Source organism: Brevibacterium sp. GP-SGM9 (assembly GCF_047300845.1).
GTDB lineage: Bacteria > Actinomycetota > Actinomycetes > Actinomycetales > Brevibacteriaceae > Brevibacterium.
In genome coordinates this window covers 2,945,428-2,963,690 of sequence record NZ_CP178563.1, presented here as the reverse complement: position 1 = coordinate 2,963,690, position 18,263 = coordinate 2,945,428, and the positions used below count along the sequence as shown (strand labels likewise).

The window sequence follows — 18,263 nt, the reverse complement described above, 5'->3', positions numbered from 1 at the left end:
TACTGAGACACGACTCCGAATGGACATGATGGAATCCCCCGCTCCGCTGACGCTCGCCGCCGTTGACCTCGGGGCGACGAGCGGCCGGGTGATCCTCGGCGGCATCGCCGAGGGGCGCCTGCACATGAAGCACATCGCTCGGTTCCCGAACTCACCGCTCCATCTCACCGAGACTGTCCCCGCGAAGGCGGACTCCGGACCTGGCAGCGCGGACCGCTCGGCGGCCGAGCACACCCCCGCCGAAGGCTTGTACTCGAACATCTCTTCTCTCTACGCTGCCCTCGAGGACGGGCTTCGCGAGGCGGTTCGCGCTGCGCCCGGGCTGCGCAGCATCGGCATCGACTCCTGGGCAGTCGACTACGGACTCCTCCGCCGCGGTCGGCTATTGGGGCTGCCCCATCACTACCGTGATACTCGCAGCTCCCACGGGGTGGACCTCGTCCACGCCCGCATCGATCCTGCCGACCTCTATGCCCGCAACGGCCTGCAGCACTTGGACTTCAACACCGTGTTCCAGCTCGCCGCCGAGGCAGAGACCGGGCTCTTGGATCTCGCGGATGCCATCGTCCTCATTCCCGATCTCATCGCCTATTGGCTCACCGGAACCATCCGCGCCGAACTCACCAATGCCTCGACCACGGGACTGCTCCGGGTCGAGGATACGATTTGGGACTCAGAGCTTGCGAACCTCGCCGGTGCAGACCCGGTGCTCCTGCCCGAGCTCATCGCCCCCGGTCAGCCCCTCGGCACCCTCACCGAGGCGGTCGCCGCCCGGCTGGGTGCAGGAAGCCTTACTTCCGCGACCTCGACCCCGGACCCCGGAATCACGGTCACGGCCGTCGGCAGCCACGACACCGCCTCGGCGGTCGTGGCCGTACCGTTCACCACGGAGAACTCGGCATTCATCTCCAGCGGGACCTGGTCGCTCGTCGGACTCGAGCTCGACCGGCCTGTCCTCTCCGAGGCGGCCCGGGATGCCAACTTCACGAACGAGGGCGGGGTCGATGGAACCATCCGGTTCCTCAAGAACGTCTCCGGACTGTGGCTGCTGAGCGAATCCATGCGCCATTGGCACCGCCACTCCACAGATGCCCAACGCAGCGCGGACCTGCAGACCCTTCTGAGCGAGGCCGAGCGGGTGACCGGCCAAGTCCCGATCTTCGACCCCTCAGACGATCGGTTCACCCCGCCGGGAGACATGCCGACGCGAATCGCCGATTGGTGTCGTGAACACGGGATTCGTCCTCCGGAAGGACCCGCGGAGATCATGCGCAGCATCCTCGAATCTCTCGCCGAGGCGTATCGAGAGACCATCGAGACCGCCGAGGAACTCACCGGCAGGCAGGTCGATGTCGTTCACATCGTCGGCGGGGGTTCGCAGAACACACTGCTGTGCCGACTCACGGCCGAACGAACGGGTCGCCCTGTCGTCGCCGGGCCTGTCGAGGCGACTGCGATCGGCAACCTTCTCGTTCAGGCACGGGCAATCGGCGAGGTGGAGCCGAACTCCGACCTCGCCGACCTGCGCCGGATCGTCCGGGACTCGTTCCCTGTCATCAGGTACGAACCCTAAGTGCCGGATCTCCTCAGCTCTCCGCACCCACGGCGACGACCATCTTGCCGAAGTTTCCGCCGGTGAGAAGGTCGTTGAAGTATTCGGGAGCGTTCTCGAGTCCCGGGCGGATGTCCTCGCGGTAGCGGATCTTGCCCTCGTTGATCCAGCCGCTCATGTCGGTGAGGAACTGGCCGGTCAGCCGTTCGGCGAACTCGGTCTGGATGAAGCCACGGACGTTGAGCGACTTCGTCAGGATCTGGCCCATGAGAGCACCCGAACGGTCGGGTCCCTCGGGCAGAGCGGTGAGGTTGTAATTGGCCACGAGTCCGCAGACAGGAACGCGACCGTAGGTGTTCAGGCGCGGCAGGACGGCGTTGAAGACTTCACCGCCGACGTTCTCGAAGTACACGTCGATTCCCTGCGGCACCGCCTCGGCGAGTTCGGACTTGAGGTTGCCCGAGCGGTGGTCGAGGGCCACGTCGAAGCCGAGCTCCTCCAGGTGGGCGACCTTCTCCGGGCCTCCGGCGATGCCGACGGACCGGGCGCCCTTGATCTTCGCGATCTGCCCGACGACCGAGCCGACCGGGCCGGTGGCCGCAGCGACGGCGACGGTCTCGCCCTCCTGCGGACGGCCGATCTCGAGCAGTCCCGCATAGGCGGTGAACCCGGGCATGCCGAGCACGCCGAGGTGGGTGCTGATCGGGGCGAGCTCCGGGTCGATGCGGCGCAGGTGACCGGTGTTCTCGACCGAGTACTCCTGCCATCCGCCGTAGCCGAGCACGATGTCGCCGACGGAGTAGTCGTCCGAGTTCGACTCGACGACCTCGGAGACCGTGGCACCGACCATGACGTCGCCGACCTCGACGGGCTTGGCGTAGGACTTCGCATCCGACATCCGACCGCGCATGTACGGGTCCAGGGAGAGATAGAGGGTGCGCAGCAGCACCTGTCCCTCACCGGGAGACTCGAGCGGAACCTCATCGATGAGGTAGTTCTCGGCCGTCGGCGCACCGACCGGGCGGGAGTTGAGGCGGACTCTGTGGTTGCTCGTCATGAGAGAGTGTTCCTTTCATCGCAATTCTGCCCGGGTGGGCATTCGGTGCAGGGTCCCGACCGGCGGGGCGCTGCTCGGGTGGAGATCAGATCCAGTCCTTGCCGTAGCAACCGTCGGAGACCCGTCGATGTTCCTGCTTCGGCTGAGAATGTTCCTGCGTGTGAGATGAATCCGAATCCGGTTGTCCCGCAGGACCCAGACGTCCCGTCTTCGCGGTCTCCCCGCTGGCCAGACGGCGGGCCAGGTCCTCCCACTTCGGGTCGAAGGCCCAGGTGAACTCGCCGAGGCGGTCGAGCAGTTCCGTCCCGTTGCCCCGTATGGTCTCGGACCATGCACGCGGCCAGGCCCCGTTCTCGGCGGCTGAGGCCAGTTCGTCTTCGTCCTTGAACTTCGCGCCGCCCGGGTCGAGACGACCGTCGGCGGCGTGCAGGGGCGCGGCTCCGTTGGGCGCGGCTTCGTTGGGAAAGATGATGTCGAGGATGTGATCGCTGGTCAACAGAGTGTCGTCGGTGCGGCGGTGAGTCGCCTCGAGATTGATGTACCAATCGGCGCGCACCTGCTCGCTCTCCCCCGGTTTGAGCAGCACCCAGACGGAGAACGGAACGTCCGGCGGGACGATCTTGAGGACTCCGAGACCGCGCCAGGTGCCGGGCACAGCGACTCGTCGGGGCGCCTCGGCGAGGGGACGGAACCGCACCTCGTGCGGAACGTCATGGGGATCGGTGTCCTCCCAGCCGATGATCCGGGCCTCCGCGGTCGGGGTGCCGCCGGGCATCCACAGAAGAGCACCGGCCGGCGAATCCTCGATCACCTGCATCGGGCGGACGACCTCGACGGGGTCGCGGTCGAAGTCGAAGCGTCGAAAGGTCCAGTTCACGGCCGTGCCCGGTGTCCAGAACGGTCCTTCGCCGATCGGGCGCGTGCCGGACGGGACCGTGACCTCGAACGGATCGGTGAACGTCATGCGGGAAGTCTATGACGGACGCTTGGGCGGCCGCTGAGGACGTGTTTCGCTACGATGCTCGGGCGGCCTTCGGCCTAGGCTGGGATCATGGATGACTTCGACGATGCAGTTCCCGGGCACTCTTCGACGAGCGCGCGATCAGACGCGCAGACGAGCGGGCGTGAGCACGAGCACACGGCCGCGCAGTCGCTCGCGGCGACGGTTCCGGCGACGATGACCGCGCCTCCGCGCAGCGATGCGGATATCCCCGCCTATCTCGAGGCGCTCGGACTGCCCGGACTCGCCGACATCCACGTGCACTTCCTGCCACAGCAGGTCCTCGACAAGGTGTGGGCCTACTTCGACGACGCCGAATCCAACTACGGCAGGGCCTGGCCGATCCACTACCGCTACGACACCGAGACGCGCCTGTCGATCGTCCGTGACCTGGGGATACGTGCGATTCCGGCGCTGACATACCCGCACAAGCCGGGCATGGCAGCCTGGCTCAATGAGTGGAATGCCGAATTCGCGGCCGCCCACGACGATGTCATCCACTGCGGCACCCTCTATGCCGAGCCGGAGTCCGCCGACTACGTTCCCGCCGCTCTGGCCGCGGGGGCGAAACTGTTCAAGATGCACGTCCAGGTCGGGAACTTCTCGCCCGACGACCGGGTCCTCGACCCGGCTTGGAAAGCACTCGCCGAGGCGCAGGTGCCCATCGTCATCCATGCCGGATCCGAGCCCCTGCCCGGCACCTACACCGGGCCGGGCGCGGTGGCGAATGTGCTCGAGCGCTTCCCCGCCCTCAACTTCGTCATCGCCCACATGGGCATGCCCGAATACGATGAATTCGCCGAACTCGCCGAGAACCACAGCGGGGTGTACCTCGACACAACCATGTACGTCTCCGGGTTCTTCTCCTCCCCCGCCGAGGTGGACCTCGCCTACCGCGAACGCCTGGCGGGACTGTCCGACAAGATCATCCTCGGCTCCGACTTCCCCAACATCCCCTACCAGTACGCCGATCAGATCGCCGGACTGGCCGGGCTGGGTCTGGGAGATGAGTGGATGCGCTCGGTGCTGTGGCGCAATGGCGCACGCCTGCTCGGATTGGAGAGCGCCGGCTGAACAACCTGCGGTGATCCCGCCGGAGCACTCTGCGAATTCGACCGGAGCCGCGGTCCTCAGACGATGTGGTTCTTCGCGGTCTCCGGCGCCCACAGCCATGTGAAGATCGCGCCGACGGCGAGGACAGCGGCGAGGACGTACATCGACACCGCGATCCCCCAGCCTTCGAGCATGATCGGAAGGATGAAGGTCCCCACCGCCGAGGCGATGCGGCTGAGTCCGTTGAGCAGGCCGACGCCGGAGGCACGCAGGCTCGTGGGGAACAGCTCGGGCGGGTAGACCTGGGTGAGGTTGGACGCCGCCGACATGACGAACGTGTAGATCGCAAAGGGAATCATCAGCAGGATGAGGTTCGCTCCTGAGAACACTCCGAGGAGAACGAGTGAGACTGTGAGGACGACGAAGGACCAGAACGTTGCGGGACGCCGGCGGAACTTCTGCACGAGCCACAGGCCGGCGATCCCGCCCGCGAGCAGGAACAGGTTGAGGATGAGGTACTGGAGGTCCTCGTCTTTGACCTCGAGGCTGGTGAAGATCGTCGGCACAAAGGTGTAGATCGCGAAGTACGGCAGCACGAGAGCGCTGTAGAAGATCACTCCGAACCAGGTGTATCTCCGCATCCGCGGGCCGAAGAGCTCCTTGAAATCGGTGGCGCTGATCTCCTCCGAGGATTCGGCGGGGAACTGATCCGGGGTGATGTCGATCCCGATGTACTTCTTGACGATCGTCTTCGCCTCGTCCACCCGGCCCTTACTGATGAGCCAAGCCGGGGATTCGGGGGCGCCGATGCGAACAATGAGCACGATGAGCGCGGGGATCGCACCCGAGGCGAGGAGCCAGCGCCAGGAATCGCCGTCCCCAACCAGGTAGACGCCGAGCACATTGGCGGCCACATAGCCGACCGTCCACATCACCGTCAGCGATGCGAGCATCATTCCGCGGTGCCGCCTCGGCGCGAATTCCGAGAGCAGAGTGGGACCGACGGCGTAGTCGGCTCCCAGCCCGAAGCCGATGAGCAGGCGAAGGACGAACAGGCTCCAGAACTCGGGTGCCCACAGTTGGAGCGCCGAAGCGACGGCAATGAGCAGGAAATTGAGAACGTAGACCTTCTGTCGGCCGATCCGGTCGCTCACCCGGCCGAGGATGACGCTGCCGAAGAAGAGTCCGATGAGCGCCGAAGCACCGAGCAGACCGGATTCGACGCCGCCCAGATCCCATTGCGTCCCGAGCACCGGGAGCAGTGCGCCGATGATTCCGAGCGCATAGCCGTCAGAGAAGTTGGCACCGAATGTCATGGCGGTGATGCGCGCGTGGAATCGGCCGAAGGGCACATCGTCGATGGCCTGTGGTTGAGGTGTGGTGGTCATCGGTTCATGTCCTTCAGTGGGAGGGCCCCGAGGTTCGTGTGGACGAACCGTTCGAGTGCAGCGATGTCGTCCGTCAGTGGTCGGTCGGCGCGGATGTGGTTCAGGGGCGCGGCGGCGATGTAGTCGAGATAGGGCGCCGAAGCTGTGCTGTCGTCCTCGGTTCCGATCATGTCGAGTCCGCGGGCGGCGCCGAGGAGTTCGACGGCGAGTATCCGTCTGGCCTGCTCGAGGCCTTTGAGCAGCTGCCGGGCGGCCTGGGCGGTGAACGGTGCGTGATCCTCGGTTCCGCGGGAGACGGTGACGTTCGCCAGCGAGGCGGGCTGTGCCTGGATGCGCAGTTCGTTCAGCGCCGAGGCGGTGACGTATTCGACCATCATGATTCCGCTGCTGCCCGGCTCGGAGTCGGAGAGGAAGGGATCGAGTCCGGTGATCTCGGGCTCGGACAGACGCATGGTCCGGTCGAAGGAGAGCTGCGCCGCGCCGAAGAGCGCGAGTCCGGCGGCCTCGAGATCCATCATCAGCTGCTGAGTGTGGAAGTTGCCGTTGTGATAGATCCACGCGGAGTCCACGTCGACGAGAGGGTTCTCCGGGCTCGCATTCATTTCGACCTCGATCGCCGCGGCCAAGCGGGATCGGGCCGTGAGCAGAGCCGCGAGCACCGGGGTGAGCGCGCGGAAACCGAAGGAATCCTGCAGTCGCTTGGCCTCCCACGAGCGGGGACCGATGGCGGCGAGGAGGCGAGCCGCAGCCTCGTGCCCTCCGGGTTCGGGTCGGGCGTTCTGCACCGCAGTCGCAAAGGGCTCGAGGTTCGCGCCGGTCACCCGCATCGACGCGACTGCGACTCTCACACTGTGGTCGAGGTAGTCGTCGATCTCGGCCACGGCACGGGCGGCTTTTGCCACGGTGAAGGCGCTGCTGGAGATGAACGGCAGGGCGTCCCCGCCGTGCGGTGTCCAGTAGGTTCGGGTTCCGCCGTCCTGTGTTGGGAGTTCCCCGATGAGGGTCAGAGCAAGCTCGGCCATCTGGGACAGGTCGCCGGTGCCCAATGAGCCCACCTCGTGGATGGCGGGTCGGGCGTTGTCGCTGAGGAGTTCGTCCAGGGCGGTGACGACGTCGGCCGAGATGCCCGCACCGCCGCGGGCCAACTGGTTCGCACGAATCACCAGCGCCGCACGCACCGTGTCGTCGTCGACCAATTCGCCGGCGCCGACCGCATGGCTGCGCAGCAGCCTCAGGTCCTGGTCGATCGAGTTGCTCTCGGCCAGTTCGATCGACTTGTTCGCGCCCACGCCTGTGGAGCGACCGTAGACGGGAAGCGTGGACACAGCGTCGACGGCGAAGTCGTGGGATTGTGTCATCGCTGTCGTGTCGGCGAGGACCGGATGGCCGCCGCCTCGGACGATATGCGCAAGAGCCTCAATTGTCAGGTGTGTGTTCGACGTCATCGTCTTCCTTCCGGATCGGTGCAGTCCCGGATGGGCAAGGGGCACTTGCTCATTCTGAGAAGACGCTAGTGGACGCGGTCAAGACGCGGACATCCGCCGGACGACAAATTCGTCCGACATGTCGGATTTTTCCGGGCAGCTGCGCGCACCGCCCGTCACCGGGTCCCGCCTTCACCCCTCCCGGGGCACGCGCTCGGCTCCGACGACCCCTGCCAGAAGCACGTCGTCGATCGGGGCTCCGCGGCGGATGACGCTGATCTGGCCGGTCGGTTCGAGGATCACACAGGCCACCTCGCCGAGGTGGCGGACCCCTGCGGTGCGCAGCTTGGTCAGTACCTCGTCGGGGTCGACGTGGGCATGGGCGAGGTTGTCGGCGAGCATCTCGGACCCGGCCATGAGAACGATGGCCGGGGAGTTGACGAGACCGCGGATCACGCCGAAGCGTCTGCCGAGTCCGGTCAGCGCCTGAAGCAGCAGCAGAGTCGCAAGCGCGAGGACTCCGGCGGCCAGGGTCGGGGTGTCGCCGAGGATCGAGCGACCGATGATCGCCCCGATCGCGAGGATGGCGGCGAGGTCGAAGCTCGAGAGACTGGCCAGGGTGCGCTGGCCGAGGACCCGCAGGAGAAGGATGATCCCGCCGTAGAAGATGATGCAGGACGCGACGATCCTGATCGCGTCGACGCCGTCAAGACCGAATTCCAGCCAGTTCCACTCCATGTGCACCTCCGGAATGGATGATACGCCCTGGCTGCTCAGCGCATCCGCAGCCATTCGTCGACGGTGATCTCCGACAACCTCGGCGATTCCGGGATGAGACCCTCACCGGACAGCGGCCCGGGCAGGGGAATGGGCACGATCGTCGTCGCCCCGGAGGACTGGGCAGAACGGGAGGACTGCGCAGAACGGGAGGACGCCGAGGCGGCGATCTTCTTCGCGATCGTCGGGAAGTCGCTGATCTCCGGACCGGCCGCCTCGATGGTGCCGCGCTCACCTGCGTCGATGGCCTCGGCCATCATGCGTGAGGCCTCCTCGGCGGCGAGCGCACGGACCCGCATCTTCGGCACCATGGCCACCGGACCGATCCGCGTGGTCATCGTCTCGACGAGTTCGAACCACTGCGCCGAGCGGAACATGAGGAGCTGATCGGACGGGACGAGCCGCTGATAGACCCGCTCCTGCATGGCTTTGCCCTGGTAGTACCCGAGGATGGAGGAGCGGGCGACCTCGGGCCTGAACGCGATCGACAGACATGCCACCGCCGCACCCGGGTTCTCGGCGGCGGCCATTGCGATCGACCGGGAGCTGCGGGAGAAGAAGTCGAGGGCTTTGTGCCGATTGTTCGTCATGTCATTGACGCAGTCGACGAGGACGTCGCTGCCTTCGGCCGCCTCGGTGACCCCCTCACCGCGATAGGTGTCGACGCCGACTCCGCGGTGGGAAGCGATGACCGAGTGCCCCTTGTCGCGCAGCTGTTCGGTGAGTCGTCGGCCGAAGGTGCCGGTGGCTCCGTACACGGTGATCTGCATATCTCGTCCCAACGATTCGACGGCGTGGCCGGGGCTCAGTTCTGGCCGATGGTGATCGCACCGGACTCGGCACTGACCGTGATCGGGATGCTCGTCTTCCCCTCGGCGTCCTTGTCGCCCTTGGAGGCATCATACTTCTCCAGCTCCGAGGACAGGTCCACCTCCCCCGCCGAGGAGTTCGCATTGATGCGATAGAAGAAGTCCTTGGCCGAATCGGATCCCTCGGCGGCCATGTTCTCCTGGGCCAGCTCCAAGCGGGGGATCTGCAGGTCGATGGTCCCTTCCTCGGTCTTGGCGACAATGCCCGATTCGGGGACCGCGTCATTGGAGAAGTCGAGATCGATCGTGCCCGTCGAGGTCACGGCGTCGACATGGTCGCTGACGCTGAGGTCCGTTCCGTCGAGTGTGCCGACACCGGTCTTCGCTTCGATGGTCCCGAAGGAACCCTGCAACGAGGTGGTGCCGTAGTCGGTGGAGGTCTGCAGGCGCTCGGCCGAGCCGTCGATGTCGACGGCGGCCCCGTCGGTCTTCGCAACGATCTCGCGGTAGTCGCCCGAGAGGTCGAACGTGCCGTAGCCGCCCTCGAGGTCGAGCTTCATCTCCTTCGCGGTCGCAGCCGGCAGGGTGACGACGAGCTTCGTGTTCTCGAACTTCTCCCCATCGGCGACGGAGACCACGGACGAATCTCGGTCGGTGCTGATGTCGAGAGCGGGTGACCGATCACGAGGACCGGTCGCGGTGAGCCTCACCGACGGGTCGGCGGTCTCAGAGGTCCGCACCTCGACGGAGGCACTGGTGTCGAGGGCGAGCTTGAGGTCCTTCAGCGAACTCGGCAGCGGTTCGCTCAGTTCGGTCTTGCCGTAGTTGAGGCGGGAGGCCCCATGGGCAACGCTGAATGCGATCGGGACGAGGAGGAGGACGGCGGCGGCGATGACGATGATCGTCCGGAGGCTGACGCGGGTGGATTCGCTGACGCGGACGGTGACAGGCATTCTATGCTCCGAGGAATGTGAGGACGGCGAGAACCCTGCGGTTCTCCGAGGTGTCGTGGGTGAGGCCGAACTTCGTGAAGACCGAGCTGATGTGCTTCTCCACGGCCCCGGCGCTGAGGTAGAGGGTGCCGGCGATCGCGGCGTTCGACTTGCCTTCGGCCATGAGCTGGAGGACCTCGAGTTCACGGGGGCTCAGGGTCGAGAGCCCGTCCTTCTTGCGGGTGCGGACGAGGATCTGGGAGACCACCTCGGGGTCGAGGACCGTACCGCCCGAGGCGACTTCGTCGACGGCGGCGAGGAAGTCCTCGACATCAGCGACGCGGTCCTTGAGCAGGTAGCCGAACCCGCCGGTGTTCTCCGCGATGAGTTCGGAGGCGTACTGCTCCTCGACGTACTGGCTGAACACGAGGACCTTGACGTCCGGGTTCTGCTTGCGGATGAGCACGGCGGCGCGAATGCCCTCATCGGTGAAAGTCGGCGGCATGCGCACGTCGATGACGGCGAGGTCCGGCGGGGTGGTGTTGACGGTGGCGAGCAGTTCGCTCGCATCCGGAACGGCGGCGATCACCTCGTGGCCGGCGTCGGCAAGGAGCCTTTCGAGTCCGGCCCGCAGAACGGCAGAGTCCTCAGCAATTACGATGCGCATGGCACCTCCACAACTACAGTAGTCGGCCCACCTGCGGGGCTGGTCAGATTCAGTGTCCCACGAGCGGCTTCGACCCGGTCGACCAGACCGGCGATGCCGGTGTGACGACCTGAGCGGTCGATGTGGGCCCCGCCGTGTCCGTTGTCGGTGATGACGATCTGCACACCGGAGTCGATCGGGGCGATGAAGACCCGGGCATGCGTGGCACCGGAGTGCTTGGTGATGTTCGTCAGGCATTCGGCGACGACGAAGTATGCGACGGCCTCGGCCTCCCGGGCGATTCTGCCTTCGAGCCGAACATCGACCTCGACGGGGATCGGGGACCGGCCGGCCAGGGCCGAGACCGCGGCGTCGAGGCCCCGGTCGGTGAGGACTGCGGGGTGGATGCCGCGCGCCAGCTGACGGAGTTCGTTGACGATGCCCTTCGCCTCGGCGTGGGCCTCGGAGACGAGCTCCTTGGCGCGCTCGGGGTCGTTGTCGATCTTCGACTTCGCCATGCCCAAGGTCATGGTCAGAGCGACGAGGCGGGGCTGGGCGCCGTCGTGGAGATCCCGTTCGATCCGCAGACGTTCCGCGCCGGCCGCCTCGATTCCCGCCATGCGGGCCCGATCGAGCTCGGTCACCTCGGCCTGCAGGGCCGCGGTGCGGGCCGGCGGGAGGAGGCTGCGGTCGAGTGCCCGGTCGAGGAACGGCGCGAACCACAGGATCGCCAGGGAGCTGGCCAGGACGATGAGCGAACCGATCGCGATGCCGATGCGCCCGACTCCCTGGGCGGGATCGCCGAGGAAGAAGGTGTTGATGCCCTGCGGGTTGATGGCCCCGAAGATGCCGAGGATCGCCCCGCAGATGCCGGCCAGGGTGCCGAAGACGACGATCGCTCCGAGGAGCATCTTGACGTAGTGGTGGGCGGTGGAGCGCCAGAAGGCCCCGGACTTCACGTGCAGCCAGCGGTTGTGGAGGAAGCGGCCGAAGCCGGCCGGGCGCATACTGCTCTCGATCTTCGGCACGGGGATCCGATCGCCGTAGATGAGTTCGGCGCGGTAACGCTCGAAGACGTTCGCGCCCTGCTGGACGATGACCCAGACGACGAGCGCGAGCACGCCGAGTCCGAGGGCGAAGATGCCGCCGATGCCGGTGAACAGCAGGCCCACCGGGATCCACGCCCAGATGACGGCCATGATCGCCGAGAGCACGAGGTTCGCGACCCCGATGATCCCGGTCGAGCGACGCGGCCATTCGATCGGTCCGTCCGCGGGGATCTCCGTGACGTCCTGGTCGCTCAGCGGCATGGCGCCGGTGACCGGACCGTAGCTGACGTTCTCAGGTTTCGGCTTCTTCCGCCGAGGTGGCCGCCCCGGTGCCATCGGCATTCCCGGGTTGGGTGCGGCGTAGGGCCCGGGACCCGCGAAGTTCGGGGGTGGTCCGGCGAAGTTCTGGGGCGGTCCGGCGAGGTTCGGGGTACCGGAGCCCGGCACGGGGTAGGTACGCGGGGGCTGCTGGGGCATCTGGGGTGCTTGAGGGTGCTGGAGCTGCTGAGGACGCTGGGGGTGTTGAGGGTGCTGAGCAGGGCCGCGGTGGGGACGAGCCGGCTGCGGGGCCGATTGCGGGGCGTGAGCTCCGGCGTTCTGCGGATACTGAGCATTCTGCGGGTACTGTCGGGTCGGCTGCTGGCCCGCCGGGACAGTCGGGGCCTCCGGAGGCCGACCCGGCTGAGTGCCGGTGCGAGGATACTCACGAGTGGGGTCGACTCCGCCGTTGCCGGAGAACGGGACTTCGAGGTCCATCGGCTTGGTGCGGAACTGGCCGGCTTCGGTCGCCGGTGCCGCCGAGCCCATCACTCGCTTGTCGTCGACTCGGGCCGGCGTGGTCTCTTCGGCTCCGACAGGCTCAGCTTGTTCGCCTGCGGTCGAAATCTCTTCGCCTGTGGCCGAAGTCTCTTTCCCTGTGGCCGGACCAGTTTCTTCGCCTGCGGCCGACTCAGTCTCATCGACCTTCACCGTCTCGTTGATCTCGGTGGTCGGCGGGGCGCTGACGATCGCCTCGGCGCTGATCGATTTCTCGCTCTGTTCGGGGACCGTTGTGTCAGCGAGTTCGGCGCTCTCGCCATGGGTCTGAAACTCCTGCGGACCGGTGCCCTGGGGCTCCTCATCCGGCGGGTTCTCGGGGGTGTTCTCACTCATAGCAGCTACGCTACGGGAGTCGCGGCGGCCCCAACAGCACGAAGACCTCCGACCCCGGCTCGGGTTTTCCCCACACCCGGTGAGCGCCCCCACACTCCCAACGGCGCACATCACTCGTGGCGCCGGCTGTGCATCGCGAGATCACGGATTGTGTGAACGCATCACGCATCGAGAGTGACACGTCCTACCGTTGCTCCCGTAGGTTGTGTCACTCTCGATGCGTGTGGGGGCCGATCAGACGGGAACGGCCGCGTGGGCGCCCGCGTCGGCGGCGTGCCTGGCAGCTGCGTCCGTGACGTCGCCGGCTTCGGCGGCATTAGCGCGGTCCGCGGTGGCGGAAGCGTCCGCGCGGTCACCAACGGCAGCAACCGCGCGGTCCGCGCCCTCGACGCTCGCTGTCGCGGCGAGCGCCTGGTCGAGGTCGGCGAGGATGTCGTCGATGTCCTCGATGCCGACCGACAGGCGGACGAAGGCACCGGAGACGCTGAGTTCGCAGTCCGCGACAGCCAGATGCGTCATCGTGGCTGGGTGGTCGATGAGCGATTCGACCCCGCCGAGTGATTCGGCGAGTGTGATGAGCTTCGTGTTCTGCACCAGCGCGAGCGCCCTGGCCTCGGTGTCGGTGCGCAGGGACACCACTCCCCCGAAGCCGCTCATCTGCCGCTTCGCCACCTCGTGGCCGGGGTGCGAGGGCAGTCCCGGGTAATGCACCTCGGCGATCTCTTCGCGGCCTTCGAGCCATTCGGCCACGGCCTGCGCGTTCTCGCAGTGCGCCTTCATGCGCACCGGCAGGGTCTTGATGCCGCGCCGGGTCAGCCAGGCGTCGAACGGGGAGATCCCCAGCCCGACGGAGGCGAGGTAGCTGTCGAGCCGTTCGACCGCCTCGGCGGCCTTGGCACAGCTCGTGCCGTCGCCTGCGAGCACGGCCCCGCCGATGACATCGGAGTGGCCGTTGATGAACTTCGTCGTCGAGTGGATGACCACGTCGGCGCCGAGGTCGATGGGCCGCTGCAGGCACGGGGTGCCGAAGGTGGAGTCGACGGCGAGGATCGCATTCGCCTGGTGGGCGAGCTTCGCGGTGGCTTCGATGTCGACGATGTCGAGGCCCGGGTTGCTCGGGGTCTCGACCCACACGATCGCGGTCTTGTCGTTGATCGCCGCCGCCAGCGCCTCGGTGTCGGTGAGGTCGACGGTGCGGACGGTCACTCCCCAGCGCACGTACTCGTTGACGAGCAGCCGATAAGTCCCGCCGTAGATGTCGCGGGGAATGATGATCTCGTCGCCGGGGCCGAGCAGGGCGGAGAACACACCGACTTCGGCCGAGGTGCCCGAGTTCACGGCAGCGGCGAAGGAGGCGTTCTCCAATTCGCAGAGCACATCTTCGAGGTCGCTGCGGTTCGGTGTGCCGGTGCGCGCGTAGTCGAAGCCCGCGCGAGTCTCTCCGGGGGTGTCCATCATGAAGGTCGAGGTCTGGAAGATCGGGGCGACGACCGAACCGGTGTGGGATTCGGGCATGGCTCCCGAATGCACCGATCGGGTCGAGATTCCGGCGGGGGCAGTGTGCGAGTCGGTGGCAGTCATCGACGGCACCCCCGCTCCCGGTTATGCGCGCGAGAGCTGATGTTCACGGCGGATCCTTCCTTCACTGGTGACCTCCGACCGGCCTGTGACGGTTCGTCACTGTGGCCGAAGTTCCACCAGTCTGATCTGCCTGCGCTCTCGCACCGCTCCCGGATGACCCCGAGTGTCACCGTCCGTCATGTTCGAGACATGAAACGTCATCTTTCGTCATCGGAAGCGGGTCACAGGGGCGATCATCCGGCGAGCAGCTGCTCCCGATCACGTGTGCCCGCCCCGGTTCTCGCCGCTGCAGCCAGGGAATCCAACAACGCCGAGGCGATCCTCTCGTTGTCCTTGAACACCGGAGCATCCGTGTGGGGACGGGTGAAGGCTTCGGCGGTCGCCCCGGATACGGCCGGCCCGAGGAGGAACAGATCCGGCTGCGCACGCCCCGCCTCGTCGAGGGCATGGCCGTGGGCATCGGTGCGCAGCTTCGCGTGCTTCGCAGCTTCGCTCGCACGGCTCCCGGTACCGCTCCCGGCGCCTTCGCCTGCGACCTCGCTGTCGCCTTCGCCTGCGCCTTCGAGCAGGATCGCTCCGGCGTGTGCGAGGGAGGCCAGGGCCGGATCCACCGCGCGTGCGGCACTCTGCTTGGCCAGGCGGGCCTCGACGAGGTAGGTGAAGATCCTCGAGTCCGGATGCGCGCTCGAGGTGGCCCGGAACCCCTGCTCAGTGGCGTCGACGCGCAGCCCGGGACCGAGGAACCGGACCAGTCCCGCCTCGTGCAGGGCGAGGATCTGGCGGACCCTGATCGGCGGCGGTCCGCTGCCGATGTAAGAGAACAACGAGTGGAAGCTGCCTTCGACGAACGCGGTCCGATCCTCCGGCCCGCCCCGTCCCGAACGTACGAGCAGTCGGATCGCCACATAGGTCTTGACGAGGGCTTCGAAGACCGCGAGATCCGCGGAATGGTCGATGTCCGCACTGCGTTCGAGATGGTCCTCGATGTAGCTGCGCACCGCGTCCTCACCCGCACCGAGGTGGTCACACCGAAGGTCGTCGAGTGGCCTGTCGATGGCGCCGAGATCGAAGAGGTCGGCCGGATCATCGAGGAGACCGGCCGCGGCGGCGGCGATCCGCACGCGACCGGCCTTCAACTGCCGATCACCCGAATCGGGGTCGGTGAGGATGCCGGCGGCCACCGCGTCGATCTGCTCGAGCACGGGATCACCTCCCCCGGACCCGCGCCCCTTGAGGTTTCGCTTCCACAGCACATGGTCGTAATGGGCGTAGGTGAGTTCGAGTTCGGCCAGAGGGCCGATGACCGTGCGGAAGTCGATCGTGCCGTCACCCGCGTGCACGGCACTCTCCTTCAGCTGCTCCGCGGCGAGGTATCTCAGTTCCACCCCGGGCGCCCCGGGCAGATCGGCTCGCGAATAGCCGAGCTTCGGACTGTACGAGACCCCGCGAGAGGACCCCACCCACAGCACGGGTTCGCGTCCCGAGGCGTGATAGCGCAGACGATCCTCGCATTCGAAGAACTCTCCCCCACGCCCCTGCGTGACCATCACCATGAGGTCGATGAAGGCGAGCCCGAACCCGCGGGTGAGGACATCGGCACCGGGCGGGATCGCGCTGAAGTCGAGGTCGGCGGTGAAGCCGGGACGCTGATAGTACAGTCCTGTGCTCGCCGCCCTCTCGAGGTCGAGGTCCGAGTCGAGGGGGTCCATGTCGAGATGCCCCTGAGCGGAGACCACGACCTCCGCCTCGATCGCCTCCCCTTCCGAAGTCACCACCCGGAAACCGCGCCCGGCGGGCAGACGAACGACCGCCTCGGCGAGGGTGCGGTGGATCCGGACATCGGCGGCGAGACGCTCGAGCGCGGTGTCGAAGGCCCACTCGAGGTAGTGGCCATGGACTCGGCGGGACGCGAAGGACTGGGAATCGAGACGTTCGGCCTCCTCCCCCAGTCCGGCTGCGTGGAGACGCTCGCGGCCCTCATCGTGGATCCACTCGTGCAGGGTCGGGCCGGTGATCGGAGAGCGGCCGAGGCTCGCATCGGCGTCGGGGAAGATCGTGATGTCCTCGGTGCGGGAGTTCATCCACAGGTGCGGCGACTGCGCGGTCCGCCAGATCCGTCCGGCACCGGCCGGGTAAGGGTCGATGAGGTGGATGCGCAGCCCGTCCCCGGCGCCTTCGGTGGCCGCGAGCGCGAGGAGGATCCCCGTGGCCTTCGGTCCGGCGCCGATGAACACGAGGTCGGCGTGGGTGGCGGGCGGCAGATCAGGCATGGGCGAAGAGGCTCCGGGCGACGGGCAGTCCCAGTCGTCCGCGCAGGTCGGTGGTCGAGTCGGTGCCCGAGGCGGCCGACTGGGTGCCCAGTCCGGCAGTCTGGGTGCGCAGTCCGGCCGAGATCAGCGCCGGCACGATCTCGCTGACGAGCCGGATCCCGAATTCGATCTGGCTCTCCGCCGGTGCCGCGAACAGGATCCCGGAGGCTCCCCGTGACTGCAGTTCGAGGGCGCGCGCCGTCGTGCCGGACACCTCGGTGTTGCCTTGGGGCGCGTCGAGTCGGGCGAGGATCGGAACCTCATCGCCGAGGCGGACCCGGAGGTCTTCGAGGCGCGGAGGCCGGCCGGACTTCGCCTGTCCCGCGTCGTCGACGAGCACGATATCGGCAGCCTCCACGGCCCCCGCATTGTCACCGTCCGCCCTCACCACGATCGGCGGATGGCCCTGCGGCGGCCGTGGAGTGATCGAGGGGCCGAGCACGGAGTAGTCCGTGCCGACCGAGTCCTGCAGCTGCGCGTCGACGGTGTGGAGACGATCCCGGTCGATGTAGCGGTCAGTCGCCTGATCGCGGATGATCGCATCATCGTCCCAGGAGTCCCAGAGCCGGCGAACGACGTCGATGACCTGCGCCGATTCCGTCCAGGCCGGGACTGCATCGGCGGCGGCACGGCGACCGAACAGGGCCGCCTCGGCGTCGGTGGTCGAAATCCCGATCGCCAGTCCCGCCCGGGTGCGGGCCGTGTAGTCGAGCGTCGCCGAGGCGGTGGCGATATGGAAAGGCTCGGCATGAGTGACCCTGACCTCGGGGATGAGGCCGAGCTCCTTCGTCAGCGGGCCGAGCCAGGATGAGAACTCGAGGGCGTCGATTCCGCGGAAATCATCGGGGACGAGCGCGAAGTCGATGTGACCGTCGACGGTCTTCGCGGTCGCCAGTCCGGTGCGCGGATCGGGGCTGATGGTGGTGCCGATGATGAAGCTCATGAAGCGTTCCTCTCGATCGCAGTGAAGCCGGCCTCGGCGTGGGAGCAGGAGCGCTCCTTGGCCTTCAGCTCCGAGTCGAACTGGTCGATCGCATCGACGACATCGCGTTCGACGGATTCATCGATGGCCGGCGGGGTCGCCTCGGTGGCGGGCAGGATGTGCTTGGAGATGACGAAGCGTCCGCGCCCGATGGAACTGGCGCCCAGCGTCGCGAGCAGCGGTTTGAGCCCGAAGTCGAGGGCGAGGACATGCGCCGGGGACCCGCCGGTGAGGACCGGGAGGACGGGCATGCCGCGCAGCACGTCCATCGGCAGCAGGTCGATGAAGACCTTGAGCAGCCCGGTGTAGCTGGCCTTGTACACGGGCGAACCGACGACCACGGCATCCGCGCCCTCCACTGTGGCCCGAGCGGCGCTGATGAGCTCGTTCGAGGTCTGGGCGCGCAGCAGAGCTTCGGCGGGGAGGTGTCGCAGCTTGAGGAACTCCGTGCGGTGGCCGTATTGGCCCAGCCGACGAGCGATGAACTCGAGCAGCGCTTCGGTCTTCGAGCCCTCGGTCGGGCTGGATGAGATGAGGACGACGCGGGACATA

The 18,263-nt window shown here is 67.0% G+C and carries 15 protein-coding genes; 2 read left to right on the top strand and 13 right to left on the bottom strand.

What is annotated here, in order from left to right:
- The first annotated feature begins 19 nt into the window (after positions 1-19).
- Entirely contained in the window at positions 20-1,573 is a 1,554-nt protein-coding gene (locus tag ACH82I_RS13335) for a rhamnulokinase (protein WP_413333272.1), read from the top strand.
- A gap of 13 nt (positions 1,574-1,586) precedes the next feature.
- On the opposite strand, the gene ACH82I_RS13330 is transcribed toward ACH82I_RS13335, so the two are convergent.
- Both ACH82I_RS13330 and ACH82I_RS13325 read right to left on the bottom strand, forming a co-directional pair.
- Complete coding sequence (locus ACH82I_RS13330) at positions 1,587-2,609, bottom strand: NADP-dependent oxidoreductase (RefSeq protein WP_413333271.1); 1,023 nt, start codon at positions 2,607-2,609, stop codon at positions 1,587-1,589.
- Between the two features lie 85 nt (positions 2,610-2,694).
- Complete coding sequence (locus tag ACH82I_RS13325; RefSeq protein ID WP_413333269.1) at positions 2,695-3,573, bottom strand: DUF402 domain-containing protein; 879 nt, start codon at positions 3,571-3,573, stop codon at positions 2,695-2,697.
- Between the two features lie 213 nt (positions 3,574-3,786).
- On the opposite strand from ACH82I_RS13325, the gene ACH82I_RS13320 reads away from it, so the two are divergent.
- Positions 3,787-4,683, top strand: coding sequence for an amidohydrolase family protein (locus ACH82I_RS13320; protein ID WP_413336766.1), 897 nt, complete (start codon positions 3,787-3,789; stop codon positions 4,681-4,683).
- 56 nt (positions 4,684-4,739) lie between these two features.
- Here the strand turns inward: ACH82I_RS13320 and ACH82I_RS13315 are convergent, their stop codons facing one another.
- The 11 genes from ACH82I_RS13315 to ssuE all read right to left on the bottom strand — a co-directional run bounded on the left by ACH82I_RS13315 (position 4,740) and on the right by ssuE (position 18,262).
- Positions 4,740-6,050 carry an MFS transporter gene (locus ACH82I_RS13315; protein WP_230746045.1) on the bottom strand — a complete coding sequence of 437 codons (1,311 nt, stop codon included), beginning with the start codon at positions 6,048-6,050 and terminating at the stop codon, positions 4,740-4,742.
- Positions 6,047-7,495 (bottom strand): aromatic amino acid lyase, encoded by a 1,449-nt coding sequence (locus tag ACH82I_RS13310; RefSeq protein WP_413333267.1) that lies wholly within the window; start codon positions 7,493-7,495, stop codon positions 6,047-6,049. Before ACH82I_RS13310 ends, ACH82I_RS13315 begins: the two co-directional genes overlap by 4 nt.
- A 171-nt stretch (positions 7,496-7,666) precedes the next feature.
- Positions 7,667-8,266 carry a DUF421 domain-containing protein gene (locus ACH82I_RS13305; RefSeq protein ID WP_413333265.1) on the bottom strand — a complete coding sequence of 200 codons (600 nt, stop codon included), beginning with the start codon at positions 8,264-8,266 and terminating at the stop codon, positions 7,667-7,669.
- The gene (locus ACH82I_RS13300; RefSeq protein ID WP_413333263.1) at positions 8,248-9,021 is read right to left on the bottom strand and encodes an SDR family oxidoreductase; all 774 of its coding nucleotides are present in this window, start codon (positions 9,019-9,021) and stop codon (positions 8,248-8,250) included. Before ACH82I_RS13300 ends, ACH82I_RS13305 begins: the two co-directional genes overlap by 19 nt.
- Before the next feature lie 35 nt (positions 9,022-9,056).
- Positions 9,057-10,013, bottom strand: a complete 957-nt coding sequence (locus tag ACH82I_RS13295; RefSeq protein ID WP_413333261.1) for a hypothetical protein — start codon at positions 10,011-10,013, stop codon at positions 9,057-9,059.
- Position 10,014: 1 nt separating this feature from the next.
- Positions 10,015-10,659 (bottom strand): response regulator transcription factor, encoded by a 645-nt coding sequence (locus ACH82I_RS13290; RefSeq protein WP_413333259.1) that lies wholly within the window; start codon positions 10,657-10,659, stop codon positions 10,015-10,017.
- Complete coding sequence (locus ACH82I_RS13285; RefSeq protein ID WP_413333257.1) at positions 10,647-12,839, bottom strand: histidine kinase; 2,193 nt, start codon at positions 12,837-12,839, stop codon at positions 10,647-10,649. The genes ACH82I_RS13290 and ACH82I_RS13285 overlap by 13 nt, the downstream gene beginning before the upstream one ends.
- Before the next feature lie 234 nt (positions 12,840-13,073).
- Entirely contained in the window at positions 13,074-14,420 is a 1,347-nt protein-coding gene (locus ACH82I_RS13280; RefSeq protein WP_413333255.1) for a trans-sulfuration enzyme family protein, read from the bottom strand.
- 233 nt (positions 14,421-14,653) lie between these two features.
- Positions 14,654-16,690: an FAD/NAD(P)-binding protein gene (locus ACH82I_RS13275; protein ID WP_413333253.1), complete on the bottom strand. Its 2,037-nt coding sequence runs from the start codon at positions 16,688-16,690 to the stop codon at positions 14,654-14,656.
- Positions 16,683-17,672, bottom strand: a complete 990-nt coding sequence (locus ACH82I_RS13270; protein ID WP_413333252.1) for an LLM class flavin-dependent oxidoreductase — start codon at positions 17,670-17,672, stop codon at positions 16,683-16,685. The genes ACH82I_RS13275 and ACH82I_RS13270 overlap by 8 nt, the downstream gene beginning before the upstream one ends.
- Positions 17,669-18,262 (bottom strand): NADPH-dependent FMN reductase, encoded by a 594-nt coding sequence (gene ssuE / locus ACH82I_RS13265; RefSeq protein ID WP_230746063.1) that lies wholly within the window; start codon positions 18,260-18,262, stop codon positions 17,669-17,671. The genes ACH82I_RS13270 and ssuE overlap by 4 nt, the downstream gene beginning before the upstream one ends.
- Position 18,263 lies beyond the last annotated feature (1 nt).